The following is a 16,075-nucleotide window of genomic DNA, read 5'->3' on the forward strand; positions in this document are numbered from 1 at the left end:
ACGCACCCCTGCCCCTCTTTCGGACTGATCAGCTATCATGACCAATCAGCAGCAGAACCTCACGATCGAACAGGCGCTGGCGCAGGCCAATGCGCATTGGAACGCCGGCCAGGCGGATCAGGCCGAGCGGCTGTGCCAGCAAGTGCTCGCGCTCTGGCCGGGGCAGACCGACGCGCTGCACCTGATGGGGCTGATGGCGCATGCCTATGGCAATCTCGACCTCGCGATCGACCATCTGCGCCGCGCCAGCCTCGCCCCGCGCGCGCCCGCAATCTATCTGAGCAACCTCGCCGAGATGTGTCGCCAGGCCGGCCAGCTCGCCGATGCCGAGGTGGCGGGTCGCCGGGCGGTGGCGATGGACAATGCGCTCGTCGCGGGGTGGAACAATCTGGGTATCGTCCTCCAGGAAGCCGGCAAGCTCGAGGAGAGCCTGACCTGCCTGCAACGCGTGGTCGCGCTGCAACCCGATTATGCCGAGGCGCATAACAATCTTGGCAACACGTTGAAGCGGCTGGGACGGCTGGATCAGGCGCGGGCCTGCTATGAGCGTGCGCTCGAACTCGCCCCGACCTATGCCGAGGCGCTCAGCAACCTTTCGAACCTGCTCAACGATCTCGGCCTGCCCGATGAGGCGCTCGCGCTGGCCCGTCGCGCGATCGACGCCAATCCGCGGCTGTCCGATGCGTATATCAACGCCGCGGCGGTCGAAGTGGCTCGTGATCGCTATCCGGACGCGCTCCGCTGGGTCGACGGCCTGCTCATGCACGCCCCCCTGCATGTCGGCGCGCTGGGCGTCCGGGCGACGATATTGCGCCGGCTCGGGCGGCTCGACGAAGCGCTGGCCGACGCCCGCCGCGCCGTCGCGACCGCACCCGACAATGGCGAGGCGCAGAACATCCTCGGCGAAGTGCTCCAGGCGCAGGACAAGCCGGAGGAGGCGCTCGCGGCATTCGACCGCGCGGCGCAGTCGCTCGGCTTCGCCCCCGAAAAGGCGCTGGTCAATCGCGGTATTCTGCTGATGGAACGCGGCGACCGCGATGCGGCGAAGGCCGTGTTCGATCAGGTCCTCGCGCAATTCCCGCGATCGGCCTCCGCATGGTTCAACCTCGCCGACCTGCATCGCTTCGCGCCCGGCGACCCCGCCATCGCGACGATGGAGGCGCTGGTCACGTCCGGCGGGGTACAGGGCCAGTCCGATCGCGCCGCGCTGCACTTTGCGCTGGGCAAGGCCTTGCTCGACGCGGGCGAACCGGCCCGCGCCTTCGCCTATCTCGACGAGGGCAATCGCCAGAAGCGCGCGACCTTCGCCTATGACGCCGACAGCATCGACGCCTGGGTCTCGGCGATCATCGAGGCCTTTCCCGCCGAATTGATCCAACGCCCCGCCGCCGCGGTGCCGGACAGCGCTCTGGCAGTTTTCGTCGTCGGCATGCCGCGATCGGGGACGACGTTGATCGAACAGATCCTCGCCTCGCATCCCGATATTGCCGGGGCGGGCGAACTCGCGACGCTCCAGAACATGGTGCATCAGGCGGGCGGCTATCCGGCGCTGGCATCGGCGCTCACCCCCGAGAACGAAGCCACGCTGGGCCGGCACTATCTCGACGCCGTCAAGCCGCTGGCGGGCAGCCGCCACCGGCTGGTCGACAAGATGCCCTCGAACTTCCTGTTCGCGGGGCTGATCCACCGGATGCTGCCCGAGGCGCGCATCATCCATGTCCGCCGCGATCCCGCCGACACCTGCCTGTCCTGCTACACCAAGCTGTTCACGCGCGAACAATTGTTCAGTTATGATCAGGTGGAGTTGGCGCGCTTCTACAAGGGCTATGAGCGGCTCATGGCGCATTGGCGGGCGATACTGCCCGCGGATCGATTTATCGAAGTCCGGTACGAGGATGTCGTTGCCGGTATCGAGCCCGAAGCGCGGCGCCTGATCGATTTCTGCGGGCTCGACTGGAACCCCGCCTGCCTCGATTTCCACGCAACGCCGCGCACGATCCGCACCGCGAGCGTCAACCAGGTCCGGAGCCCGCTCTACGCCAGCAGCATCGGACGCTGGCGCGCCTATGCGCCGCATCTCGGCCCGCTACTCGAAGGGCTCGGCATTGTCCCCGAAGCGGCCCCCGTCGAGGCAAAGAGCGCGGCCAAACCAGCCGGGAAGCGCAGCAAGAAGCCGGAGGTCGCCCTTTGAGCGATGTTGGGGGGACGCTGAAAGCGCTGGAGACCCAGGCTCAGGCGCTGCTCGTTGCAGGGCGCGGCGCCGAGGTCGAGGCGATGGTCCGGCCGTTGCTGGCGAGTGGCAGCGGCGCGGTGAGCCTATGGGCGCTGCTGGCGCAGGCGCTCCGTGTCCAGGGGCGCGTGGCCGAGGCGCGGCCGATCCAGGAAATGCTGGTCGATGCGCTGCCCGGGCATCTTCCGACGCGGTTCGACTTGTCCGAGACGCTGCTGTTGCTTGGCGATTTCGACCGCGGCTGGCGCGAATATGGCTATCGCTACAGCCTTGCGCACACGACCCGGATCGAACGCAAGGTGCAGCGCCCGCGCTGGGACGGGCGCCCCATCCCCGGCCAGACGCTGCTGATCCATGACGAACAGGGCTATGGCGACACCTTCCAGTTCCTCCGCATGGTCGCCTGGGCCAGGGAGCGCAGCCAGGCGAAGGTGGTGCTCGAGATCAATCACGAAATGGCGAGCATCGCACGCCGTATGTCGGGGTTCGACGCGATCACGCTGCGTGGCGAACTGCCCCCGCCCTTTGACGTGCATTGCGAGATGATGAGCCTGCCGATGGCGATGGGGCTCAAGCTCGGCGATCTGCCCGGCGATCCGATGCCGTATCTGACCGCCCTGCCCGACCGGCGCGAGACGTGGCGCCGGCGGCTAGCCCCTCATGCCGGGCTGAAAGTCGCGTGCCTCTGGGCCGGGCGACCGACGCACATGAACGACGCCAATCGCTCGGTGTCGCTCGCGACGCTGGCGCCGCTGGCGCAGGACGGCGTCACCTTCTTCTCGATCCAGAAGGGACCGAGCGAGGGCGACGCATTGGCCCCGCCGCCCGGAATGAACCTTGTCAGCCTCAGTCCTGAAATCCGCGATTTCGAGGATACTGCTGCGATTCTGTGCGAAGTCGACCTCCTGATCTCGATCGACAGTTCGCCGGTCCATCTTGCCGGTGCGCTTGGCCGCCCGGCCTGGGTGATGCTACCGCTCCTTCCCGACTGGCGTTGGTTGCAGGGTCGCGACGACACCCCCTGGTATCCATCGGTACGGCTGTTCCGACAGACCGAATGGGGCCGCTGGGACCAGGTGGTCGACCGGGTTGCCGCGGCGCTGACCGAGCACAAACGCGCGGGTTAAGCGGCGCTGAGCAGGATCGCTAACTTCGCGGGCGTCTCGTCCGATCGCCTCCGCGCGGGTATTTTCTCCCCAGAATCCAAGACTACGTAATAGTACAGTGGCATCTTGACTGAATAGATTGAGAGTAGCAGACGATATTACCGAAGGCCGGTAAAAATACGGCCTATGTGGAGAGTTTGCGGCGCAACATTGAGGTTTGAAGGGCATTTTACGGAAAATCGAGCGCGACTCCGAACGTTGTTAACGTTTGTTAGTTATTTCTATTTTCCCGTAGGAACCTTTCACAAAATCCGTGTGCCGCTTGTTTTTTTGGGGGAAGTATGGCGCGCACGAGCTATAACAGGGCAATTCTGGCCGGTTCCTCGCTAATCGTGATCGGGATGGGGCTGGCCGCAACGCCAGTGCTCGCCCAGGACACGACCATTGCCAGCTCGATAACGACGGGCACCGTTTGGAGCGGCAGTTCGTCGCCCGGTACAAATTTCACGATCACCCCTACCGGGACGATCAGCGTTACTAGCACAACTGCCCTCACCATCACCGGCGGGCCGGGTGCGGCGTTGGGCACGCTGGAGAACAGCGGCCTGATCAACGATACGTCCGGCGGCAACATGGCGATTTTCATCGGCGCGACGAGCACCGACACGATCAGCCTCGCCGCGCTGAACAACCTCGCTGGCGGTACGATCTCGGCGGTAGCGACGGGTATCGTTCTCAATACTCGCGGTACGATCGGTACACTGACCAACTCGGGGCGGATCAGCGGCTTTACCGCCGTGGGCAATTACGGATCGATCGGATCGATCAGCAACACCGGGGTGATTGCGGGTACCAGGCGCGGTATCTCCAACTTCTTCGGCGGCACAATCGGCACCATCAGCAATTCCGGCACGATTAGCGTGGGCGCCGGGGCTTCCCAGGCCGCGGGCGGCGTCGCCAACTATGCCGGTTCTATCCTGGCGCTGATCAATACCGGGACGATCATCAGCAGTTCCAGCAGCGGCGTGGGCAACAACACGCTCAGTTCTTCGATCGGCCAGATCACCAATAGCGGCCTGATCAGCGGCGCCACCGGCGGCCTGTGGAATTCGGGGACGATGTCCCAGGTAACCAATACCGGTCGGATCATCGGCGCCCAGGCCGGCGTTTTCCATTCAAGCGGCACGATCGGTACGATCAACAACAGCGGCACGATCAGCGGCGGCAGCTACGGTATTTCGATCGGGACCGGCGCGTTCAATTCGCTGATCAACAGCGGAACGGTGCGCGGCGCCATTGCGCTGGATTTTGGATCGGGCGTGTCCGTGCCCAACATCACCAACAGCGGCGTGATCGCGGGTAGTATCGTCAATCGAAGCGCCAACGTGCTGACGATCAACGGCGGCACCGGTGCCACGTTCGGCACCCTGACCGGCAGCACGCTGACCAACAAGGGCAGCATCATCAGCACCATGGCGAACCTGGAGTTCGCATCGGGCAATCTGGTGCTGAACAGCAATATCAACGCCACGGGCCGAACTGTCGTCAATGACGGTGCGACCTTGTTGCTCAACAGCGGCATCAACCTTGCCGGCGCCTTTAACCAGATCACCGGCACGCTCGTCGTGGACCCGCTGGGCGGCCTGATCGCCACCGGCGTGGCGACCGCCAGCGGCGGCACGATCCAGTCGAACTTCGTCAGCACGAGCAACTATCTGGCGGGCACCTATACGCTGCTCGGTGGTTCCAGCCTGAACATCTTCGGCTTGACGGTCGATATCGGCACACTCGCCAATCTGGACCGGTCGGTCAACGCGACCGGCACGGCGCTGCAGTTGCTGGTCAACAACAGCTATGTCGGCGGCACGCTGGCGACCGGGAGCAACGCTGCGGCGCTGACCAGCAGCGACACCGGCCTGTTTGTCGCAACGACGGGCAGCATCGGCACCTTTTCGAACACCGGCACACTCGGCGGCGCGCAGTTCGGCGTGAACAACCGCGGCACGATCGGCCTGCTCAGCAATTCGGGCCGGATCACCAACAACAACTTCACTGCACTGTGGAACCAGGGCAGCATCGGGCAGCTCGTCAACACCGGCACGATCACCAACAGCAGCTGGGCGATCCTGAACAGCGGCACGATCGGCACGCTGACCAACAGCGGCGTCATCGCGGGTGCGGGCAACGCGGTTCAGAACAACGCGGTCATGACGCTGATCGACAATAGCGGCACGATGTCGGGCGGGAGCGGCGGAAACGCCATTGCCGGCGTATTCGGCACGGTGCGCAACAGCGGCCTCTTCCTGGGCAACGTCAACGGCAATGGTGGCACGATCGGCACCATCATCGGCGGGTCGGGTGGCACCGTCGGCACTTTTACCGGCTTTAATGGCACGTCGCAGGGAACGCTCGGCGTCGATGCCAACCTGACCTTCGCGTCGGGCGCGCTGCTCCTCAACGACACGATCACCGTGAAGACCGCCGCCGCCAGCGCGGTCACCGTCAGCAATACTGGCGCCGACATCACGCTTTCGACGATCGTCAACGTCAACGCCAATTTCAGCCAGAGCGCGGGTTCGCTCAACCTGGGCACTGCCGGCAAGTTGGCGGTCACACAGGCGGCCAGCATCACCGGCGGCACGATCACCACCGGCGCCAACGGTTTTTCGACCAACGCGACCTATCTGAAGGGGGCGGCCGGCGGTACGCTGGTCAGCGGCGGTGTCGGATCGAGCTATTCGGGCGTCAGCATCGTGTCGAGCGGCGGCTTTACCGGCCTGGCCTTTGGCAGCTCGACCAGCGGCACCAACCTGCTGCTGTCGGCCAACAACATCTATGTCGGCGATACGCAGGCTTCGATCAACAATAGCGACTCGATCAGCGGCACGACCTGGGCGCTCTACGTCGCCAACACCGGCGCGATCGGCACGCTTATCAACAGCGGCACGCTGACCGGCCTGAATGATGGCCTCAGCAGCAATGGCAGCATCGGCAGCCTGTCCAACAGCGGTTTGATCAGCGGCGGGCAAAAGGGCCTGGGCAACCAGAACACGATCACGAACCTGACCAACACATCGACCGGCACGATCCTGGGCGGCACTGCGGCGGGCCTGCAGAACGACACGTCGATGGGTACGCTCACCAATGCCGGCCTGATTTCCTCGGGCTCGGCGGGCTTTGCCAATTACGGCACGCTGGGCTTGCTCAGCAACAGCGGCAGCATCAACGGCGGGCCGCAGGGTATCTATCTCGACGGCAACAGCAACGCCGGCACGATCAACAACAGCGGCACGATCACCTCGGGGCAGAGCGCCGTCCAGGTCAGCGGCACGCTGGGGTCGCTGGTCAACAGCGGCTATATCGGCAACGCCACGAACGCGCTGAACGTCGCCGGCACACTGGGCACGCTGGTCAACGCCAATGGTGGCACGCTCAGCGGCAACAACGTGATCTACGTGTCGGGCAGCCTGGGCGGGCTTTCCAACAGTGGCGTCATCAAGGGCCGGATCGACAACCAGACCGCCAACAACCTGACGATCACCGGCGGCGCGGCGGGCACGATCGGTACGCTGACCGGCACGTCGGGCATCGGCACGATCAACAACACGCTGAGCAACGTGGTGTTCGCATCGGGTAATCTGCTGCTGAACGACCGGATCATCGCCACCGGCCGCACCGTCAGCAACACCGGCGCCAGCCTGTCGCTGACCAGCAATATCAGCATCACCGGCAATTACAGCCAATCGGCAGGCACGCTCAGCGTCACGCCCGGCACCAGCAGCCTGATCGTCAGCGGCGCGGCGAACCTCAGCGGCGGAACCGTCGCCGCCAGCCTGTCCAGCACGGGGAATTACCTGGCGAGCAGCTATACGCTGGTCTCCGGCGGCGCGAGCTCGTCGCTTTCCGGCGCGACCGTGTCGACCGGCACCATCACCGGCCTGGCGAGTTCTTCGAGCATCAGCGGGAACAACCTGTTGCTGGCGATTACCAACGACTATGTCGGCGGATCGCTCACGACGCTCGCCAATGCGGCATCGCTCACCAGCGCGTCCACCGGGCTGTACGTGGCAACGACCGGCACCATCGGCACGGTGTCGAACACCGGGACGCTGGGTGGCGCGCAATTCGGCGTCAACAACCGCGGCACGATCGGCACGTTCGGCAACTCCGGGCGGATCACCAACGCCAATTTCACCGCGCTGTGGAACCAGGGCAGCATCGGCCAGCTGGTCAATAGCGGTACGATCACCAACAGCAGTTGGGCGATCCTGAACAGCGGCACGATCGGCACGGTGACCAACAGCGGCGTCATCAACGGCGCGGGCGTGGCGATCCAGAACAACGCCGTCATCACCGCGGTCAACAATAGCGGCACGCTGGCGGGCCAAAACGCGCTTGCCGGCACGTTCGGCACGGTCATCAACAGCGGCCTGATCCGCGGCAATATCAACCCATCCGGCGGCGTGATCGGCACCATCATCGGTGGCAGCGGCGGCGCGATCGGTACGTTTACCGGCTCCACCGGCACGACCCAGGGCACGATCGGTGCCACCGGCAACCTCACCTTCGCCGCGGGTGCGCTGCTGCTCAACGATACGATCAAAGCCGTCAACATAGCTGCCAGCGCGCTGACCGTCAGCAACACCGGCGCCGACATCACGCTGGCGACGATCGTCAACGTCGACGGCAATTTCACCCAGAGCGCAGGCACGCTCAACCTGGGCACCACCGGCAAGCTGGTCGTGACGCAGGCGGCGAACTTCACGGGCGGCATCGTCGCGGTGGGCGGCTTCTCGGCGACCGGCAACTATCTTTTCGGCGGCACTGCCGGAACGCTGGTGTCGGGCGGCGCGGGCTCCAGCTATAGCGGCGCCACCGTCAATGCGGGGGGCATCACCGGCCTGGCGGCGGGAGCGGTCACCAGCGGCAACGACCTCGTGATGGGTGTCAGCAACTACTATGTCGGCGGTACGCTGTCGTCGCTGAACAACACGGGCACCGTCAGCGGCGTTTCCGACGGCGTCTATGTCGCCGCGACCGGCAGCCTGGGCACGCTGGACAACAGCGGCACCCTGTCCGGCACGTCCACCGGCGTCACCAACCTCGGCCTGACGACGCTTCTGAGCAATTCGGGGCTGATCCAGGGCGGTGACAAGGGCGTCTACAACGCGGGCCAGATCGGCGCGTTGATCAACACCGGCACGATCACGACGGCGACCACCGCATCGGGCACCGGGCTGCAGAATAGCGGCAGCATCGGTACGCTGAGCAACAGCGGGCTGATCTCGATCGGGATTTACAACAATGGCGGCACGATAGGGCTGATCGACAACAGCGGCACGCTTCAGGGCGGTGCGCAGGCATTGTACATCACGTCCGGCGCCTCGCTCGCCGGTATCGCCAACAGCGGCCTGATCCAGGGCTCGATCATCAACGACTCGGCACAGGACTTCACCATCTCGGGCGGCACCGGCGCGGCGATCGGCACGCTGACCGGCATGAGCGGCCGCGGCAGCATCGTGAATACGGCCAGCAACCTGGTGTTCAGCAGCGGCAACCTGTTGCTCAACGACGACATCGACGCGACCGGCCACAGCGTGGTCAACAGCGGCGCGGTGATCACCCTGCCCGGCATGACGAGCATCACGGGCAATTACAGCCAGTCGGCGGGTTCGCTGCTGGTCGATGCCGGCGTGAGTGGGCTTGCGGTGAGCGGAACCGCCACCGTCACGGGCGGCACCATCGCCGCCGCGCTGGCCAGCACCGGAAATTACCTGGCAGGCGATTCCTACACGCTGATCCAGGCGGCGTCGGGCTCCTCCTATGGCGGTGTCAGCGTCACTTCGGGCGTGACCGGCCTCAGCGTAACGGACGCGACCGCCACCATCGGCGGCAATACGAACCTGCTGCTCTCGGTCGCGAACAACTATGTCGGCGGCACGCTCGGCACCATCGCCAACACCGGCACGCTTAGCGGCACGACGCCGGTCTATGTCGCGAGCACCGGCAATCTCGGCCTGCTGTCGAACAGCGGGACGCTGTCGGGCAGTGTGGCTGCAATCAACGGGCTCGGCACGATCGGGACGATCGCGAATAGCGGCCTGATCCAGGGGCCGAACGCGATCGTCGATGCGGGCGGCATCGGCCTCGTCGCGAACAGCGGCACCGTGATGGGCGATGTGCTCAACACGTCGGGCACCAACCTGACGCTGACCGGCGGCACCGGCGTCAATGGTGTCTTCACCGGGATGGCGGGCGCGCAGGGCACGATCACCAGCAACGCCGACATCGTGCTGGCGTCCGGCAATATCCTGCTCGACGACAGCGTCGCAGTGGCCGGGCATACGCTGGTCAACAGCGGCGCCTCGGTCCAGCTCGACCGGACGGTCAATGTCACCGGCGACTACAGCCAGACCGGTGGTACGCTGGGCATGAGCCTGGGCACGAGCAGCCTCGCGGTCAGCGGGACCGCAAACATCAGCGGCGGGACCATCGCCGTCGACGGCTTCTCGGCGACGGGCAACTATCTCTCCGGCACCAGCGCGGGCACGCTGGTCCAGGGCGGCACGGGGTCGTCCTATAGCGGCCTCGCGGTGAACGCGAATATCGGCGTTCTGGAGATCACCGGCGGGACTCAGGGCACCAACCTGGTCGCCAATGTCTCGAACAACTATGTCGGCGGCACGCTCGCGACGCTCGACAATACGACCAGCCTCGACGCGGGCACCGCCTTCTATATCGCCGGGACCGGCTCGGTCGGCACGCTGGGGAACACCAGCACCGTCAGCGGCACTTTCGGTGTGGCCAATCAGGGCGCTATCGCTGCGCTCAACAACAGCGGGACGTTCAACGTCGGCGGCACCGCGATCTCCAACAATGGCAGCATCGGCCAGCTCAGCAACACCGGCAGCCTGGTCGCGGCGGCATCGGCGGGCGTCTATAACGGCGGCACGATCACTGCGCTCAACAACAGCGGCGCGATCGTCAACAGCCAGCTTTCGGCGGGCTCGGGCCAGATTGGCGCGGTCTTAAGCACCGGCACGCTCGGCGCGCTCACCAACAGCGGCACCATCGCCGGCGCGGTCGCGCTCTATAACAGCGGCGCGCTGGGGACGATCGTCAACAGCGGCACCTTCGCCGGCAATATCGTGAACGATGCGGCGCAAGCGCTGGTATTCGTAGGCGGCAGCGCCGGAACCTTCGGCACGCTGACCGGCACTGGCTCGGGCCAGGGCACGATCACCAATACCCAGGGCAATGTGGTCTTCGCATCGGGCGGCATGGTGCTGAACGACGCCATCAATGTCGGCTCGGGCACCGTGGTGAACAACGGGGCGACGGTGCAGCTCACCAGCATCGTCAACATCACCGGCAATTACAGCCAGGCGTCGGGCACGCTCGCGCTCGGGCTCTCGTCGCTCCAGGTCAGCGGCGTGGCGAACCTCAGCGGCGGCCGCATCACGACCGACCAGTTCGATACCTCGGCAAATTACATCGTCGGCAACAGCGCCGGGACCTTGGTCTCCGGTGGCGCGGGCTCCAGCTATTCGGGCGTCAGCATCTCCTCCGGCATCACCGGGCTGGCCGTGACCACCGCGACCGGCACCATCGGCAGCACGGTAAGCCTGCTGCTCTCGGCGCGGAATGACTATATCGGCGGTTCGCTCGCCAATCTGGTGAACAGCGGCGCGATCACCGCCGTGACCACCGCCGCCTATGTCGCTGCCTCGGGCAGCATCGGGACGCTGTCGAACACCGGCGTGCTCGACGGCACCCTCTATGGGCTGAACAACAACGGCACGATCGGCCTGATCGACAATAACGGCGCGATTGCTGGGGTTGTCGGCGTGTACAACACGGGCGAAATCGGCACGATCCTGAACAGCGGGAGCATGATCGACACGCCTGCGGTACTGGCCGCCGGGCTGAACAATGCGGGCACGATCGGCTCGGTCGTCAATCTTGGCACGATCAGCGGCGAATCGCGTGGGCTCTACAATAGCGGTACGATCGCAAGCGTCGCCAACAGCGGCACGATCGCCGGCGCGCTGGCCGTCTACAATGGCGGCAGCATCGGCAGCTTCACCAATAGCGGGCTGGTGCTGGATACCGCCGCCCCGACCAGCGCGGCGCTCAACAATGCGGGAACGCTGGACGTCGTGACGAACAGCGGCACGCTCTCGGGCGCGACCTATGGCGTCCTCAACAGCGGCACGATCGGCCAGTTCAGCAACAGCGGGCTGATCCAGGCGACGATCGCGATCTCTAACCAGTCGACGGGCGCGCTGCCAGTAATCGCCAACACCGGCGTGATCGCGGGCAATATCGAGAACGCCGCGGCACAGGCGCTGACCTTCACCGGCGGGAGCGGGTCGAGCGCCGGTACGCTGACCGGGCTCGCGGGCGGACGCGGCACGATCACCAGCGCGGGTGGGGTGGCGTTCACCTCGGGCAACATGCTGCTCAACGACGATATCGTCGCATCCGCCGTGACGAACAGCGGCGCGGTACTGGGCCTCGCCGAGAGCGCAGCAATCACCGGCGATTACAGCCAGACCGCAGGATCGCTCTTGCTGGCGACGGGCAAACAGCTCAATGTCAGCGGCGCGGCCAGCCTCACCGGCGGCAGCGTGGCGACCACCCTGCCCGATGCGGCCAACTATCTGGCGGGGACGTCGGCGGGCACTTTGGTCACCGGCGGAGCTGGCTCCAACTATACCGGGGTCTCGGTCACCACCGGCCCGATCACTGGCCTTGCCCTCAGCGCAGGCGCGAGCGGCAACAACCTAGTCGTTACGGCGCAGAACAACTATATCGGCGCCGGGCTCGCGAGCCTGACCAACAGCGGCAGCCTGGTCGCCGACTACCCGGTGTATGTGGCGGCTAGCGGCAGCCTGGGCGCGCTCAGCAACAGTGGCACGCTCAGCGGTTCGATCGCGGCGATCTACAATGCCGGCACGCTGGGTCCGATCACCAATAGCGGCCTGATCGAGGGCAATATCGAGAATATCTCGGCACAGGCGCTGACCTTCACCGGCGGCACCGGCTCCACGATCGGCACGCTCACCGGGCTCGCAGGCGGACGCGGCACGATCAGCAACAGCGCGGGCGCTGTCGTGTTCGCCTCGGGCAACATGCTGCTCAATGACGATGTCGTGGCGAGCGCCGTCACCAACAGCGGCGCGGTGCTGAGCCTCGACAACAGCGCAGCGATCACCGGCGACTTCGCCCAGACCGCTGGCTCGCTGGTCCTCGCAACCGGCAAGCAGCTCAACGTCAGCGGCGCGGCGACCCTTTCCGGCGGCACCGTCTCGACCAGCCTGATCAGCGCGGCCAATTACTTCGCGGGCAGCGCGGCGGGCACGCTGGTCACCGGCGGCGCCGGATCGAGCTACACCGGGGTGTCGGTCGTCACCGCACCGATCACCGGGCTCGCGCTCACCTCGGGCGCCAGCGGCAACGACCTCGTCGTGACCGCGAACAACAATTATATCGGTGCGAACCTCGCGAGCCTTGCCAATAGCGGCAGCCTCGCCGTCGATTATCCGGTCTATGTCGCCGCCAGCGGCAGCCTCGGCGCACTGGCCAACAGCGGCACGCTCAGTGGTTCGATCGCCGCGATCTACAATGCCGGCACGCTGGGCCCGATCGCCAACACCGGCGTGATCGCGGGCAATATCGAGAATGTCGCTACACAGGCGCTGACCTTCACCGGCGGCACCGGGTCGACGATCGGCACGCTGACCGGCTTGGCTGGTGGACGGGGTACGATCACCAACAGCGCGGGCGCTGTCGTGTTCGCTTCGGGCAATCTGCTGCTCAACGACGATGTCGTGGCGAGCGCCGTCACCAACAGCGGAGCGGTGCTGAGCCTCGACAGCAGCGCAGCGATCACCGGCGACTTCGCCCAGACCGCAGGCTCGCTGGTCCTGGCGACCGGCAAGCAGCTCAACGTCAGCGGCGCGGCGACCTTCTCCGGCGGCACCGTCTCGACCAGCCTGGTCGGCGCGGCCAATTACTTGGCGGGCAGCACGGCGGGCACGCTGGTCACCGGCGGGGCCGGGTCGAGCTACACCGGCGTGTCGGTCGCAACCGCGCCGATCAACGGGCTCGCACTCACTTCGGGCGCCAGCGGCAACAACCTCGTCGTGACCGCGAACAACAATTATATCGGTGAAAACCTCGCGAGCCTGGCCAACAGCGGCAGCCTCGCCGTCGATTATCCGGTCTATGTCGCCGCTAGCGGCAGCCTGGGTGCGCTCAGCAACAGCGGCACGCTCAGCGGGTCGATCGCGGCTATCTACAATGCCGGCACGCTGGGCCCGATCGCCAACACCGGCGTGATCGCGGGCAATATCGAGAATGTCGCTACACAGGCGCTGACCTTCACCGGCGGCACGGGGTCCACGATCGGCACCCTGACCGGGCTCGGCGGCGCGCGCGGCACGATCAGCAACAGCGCGGGCGCTGTGGTGTTCGCCTCGGGCAACATGCTGCTCAATGACGATGTGGTGGCATCCGCCGTCACTAACAGCGGCGCAGTGCTGAGCCTCGACAACAGCGCAGCGATCACCGGCGATTTCGGCCAGACCGCAGGCTCGCTGGTCCTCGCAACCGGCAAGCAGATCAACGTCAGCGGCGCCGCGACCCTCTCCGGCGGCACCATCTCGACCAGCCTGGTCAGCGCGGCCAATTACCTCGCGGGCAGCGCGGCGGGCACGCTGGTCACCGGCGGCGCCGGATCGAGCTATGCCGGGGTGTCGGTCATCACCGCACCCATCACCGGGCTCGCGCTCAGCGCAGGCGCCAGCGGCAACAACCTCGTCCTGACCCCGATCAACAATTATATCGGCGCGAGCCTCGCCAGCCTGACCAACAGCGGTAGCGTCGTCGCCGACTATCCGGTCTATATCGCCAGCGCCGGCAGCCTCGGCACGCTCAGCAACAGCGGCACGCTAAGCGGATCGATTGCGGCGATCTATAATGCCGGCACGCTGGGTCCGATCGCCAATACCGGCGTGATCGCAGGCAATATCGAGAACCTGTCGACCGCGGACCTGCGCATCGCGGGCGGGTCCGGCACGGTGTTCGGCACGCTCACCGGCTATGCGTCGGGGAGCCAGGGCACGATCAAGAACCTGCTGAGCAACATGGTGGTGACCGGCAACCTCCTGCTCAACGATGCGGTCAATGTCGGTACGCATAGCCTGATCAACAATGGCGGCACGCTGCGCATCAACGGCGTCGTTCCGGTCACCGGCAATTATAGCCAGACCGGGGGAACGCTGCTGGTCGGCGTGACTTCGACCGCGGCCTATGGCCAGTTGCAGGTCAGCGGCACTGCCAGCCTGACCAATGCGACGGTCAAGCTGGTCGCGCTGGGTACGGGCACCATCGCAGCCGGCGATTCCTATACGGTGGTCAAGGCGACCGGCGGGCTTACCTATAGCAACCTCACCGCCTCCGCCGGGGCATTTGGCGGCACCTTCTTCTCCGTCGCCAGCGGCGGTGCCACGGGACTGGTGCTGACCGTCAGCGAATCGGTCCAGCCGACCAGCTTCACCGCGACGGGCGTAGTGGCAGGGGGTTCCGGCGTCGGGACCGGCGCGGCGCTCGACGCGATCGCGGATCAGGGCGGCACCGCGGGTACTCCGATCATCACCAACATCCTGATCCCGCTGGCTGCGCTGACTCCGAACGAGCAGGAGCGGGGCATCATCCAGCTCTCGCCCACGCAGTTGACGCCGCAGGTGGTCGCGATCGCGGTGTCGCCGGCGGTCAATGCGATCGTCCAGCACCAGGAAGTGCTGGCGGCCAATGCCAGCGGGCGCGAGGAGCGCGGCCTCGCCGCCGGGTCACAGGGCCAGCGCGGCGCCGTGTGGGGGCAAATGCTCTTCAACACGGCGAAACGCGGCGTCGACACCGGGGCCTCGCCCTATAAGGCGAGCAGCTATGGCGTAATGGTCGGCGCCGACCTGTTCGCCACGTCCAACCTCGTCGCGGGCGGCGCACTAAGCTGGGTCAACAGCACCGCCGACGGTCGCGCCGACCTGACGGGCAGCAGGACCCGGCTGGACAGTGTCCAGGCTACCGGATATTTCACCTGGCAGCCGGGCGATCCAGAGACGGCGGGCCTCGCGATCGACGGCCAACTCGGCTTCGGCTATAATTTCTATCGCCAGCAGCGCCGGATCGATTTCCTCGGAAAGACGGCGAAGGCCTCGTTCGACGGTCAGCAATATCTGGGCAATCTGCGGGTCAGCTACACCGTCCCGCTCAGCGACACTGCATCGGTCACGCCGTTCGCGGGGGTCCGCGAGGTGCATCTCAAGAACGCGGGTTATGCCGAGACCGGCGGCGGGTTGAGCAATCTTCAGGTCCGCTCGCTGAATGTCGACTCTTTCGGGCATGAGGCAGGCATCCAGGCATCGGGCATCTTTGACAGCGCTTCGGGCCGGTTCCTGCCGTCGCTGAAGGTCGGTTGGGTGCATAATTACACCAACGGCCCGATCCCGCTGACCGCGGTCCTGGGTGGCGTGGCATTCACCAGCACCTCATCGCGGGGCGCACGCGATGGTGCGAGCCTCGGCGCCGGGCTGTCCTTCCTGAAGGACGACCGCCTCCAGATTGGGGTGCAATATGATGGCGAGGTGCGTCGCGCCTTCCAGAGCCATTCCGCCACGATCCGGGTGAAGCTGAACTTCTGACCCCGAAGTGCGCGGAAGATCAGTAACGGTCG

The 16,075-nt window shown here is 65.8% G+C and carries 3 protein-coding genes; all 3 read left to right on the top strand.

The window, feature by feature from the left end; genetic code table 11:
• The first annotated feature begins 37 nt into the window (after positions 1-37).
• Positions 38-2,191, top strand: coding sequence for a tetratricopeptide repeat-containing sulfotransferase family protein (locus tag TS85_RS08270; RefSeq protein ID WP_044331571.1), 2,154 nt, complete (start codon positions 38-40; stop codon positions 2,189-2,191).
• Positions 2,188-3,357, top strand: a complete 1,170-nt coding sequence (locus tag TS85_RS08275; RefSeq protein ID WP_044331574.1) for a glycosyl transferase family 8 — start codon at positions 2,188-2,190, stop codon at positions 3,355-3,357. Before TS85_RS08270 ends, TS85_RS08275 begins: the two co-directional genes overlap by 4 nt.
• 320 nt (positions 3,358-3,677) lie before the next feature.
• Complete coding sequence (locus TS85_RS08285; RefSeq protein WP_155006344.1) at positions 3,678-16,043, top strand: hypothetical protein; 12,366 nt, start codon at positions 3,678-3,680, stop codon at positions 16,041-16,043.
• Positions 16,044-16,075: the final 32 nt, after the last annotated feature.

The sequence above is a fragment of the Sphingomonas hengshuiensis genome (assembly GCF_000935025.1).
Classification (GTDB): Bacteria; Pseudomonadota; Alphaproteobacteria; order Sphingomonadales; family Sphingomonadaceae; genus Sphingomonas; species Sphingomonas hengshuiensis.

Bases quoted from the DNA above. Each gene is read 5' to 3' on its own strand.
- TS85_RS08285 (WP_155006344.1), top strand. From the start codon at position 3,678: ATGGCGCGCACGAGCTATAACAGGGCAATTCTGGCCGGTTCCTCGCTA.
- TS85_RS08270 (WP_044331571.1), top strand. From the start codon at position 38: ATGACCAATCAGCAGCAGAACCTCACGATCGAACAGGCGCTGGCGCAG.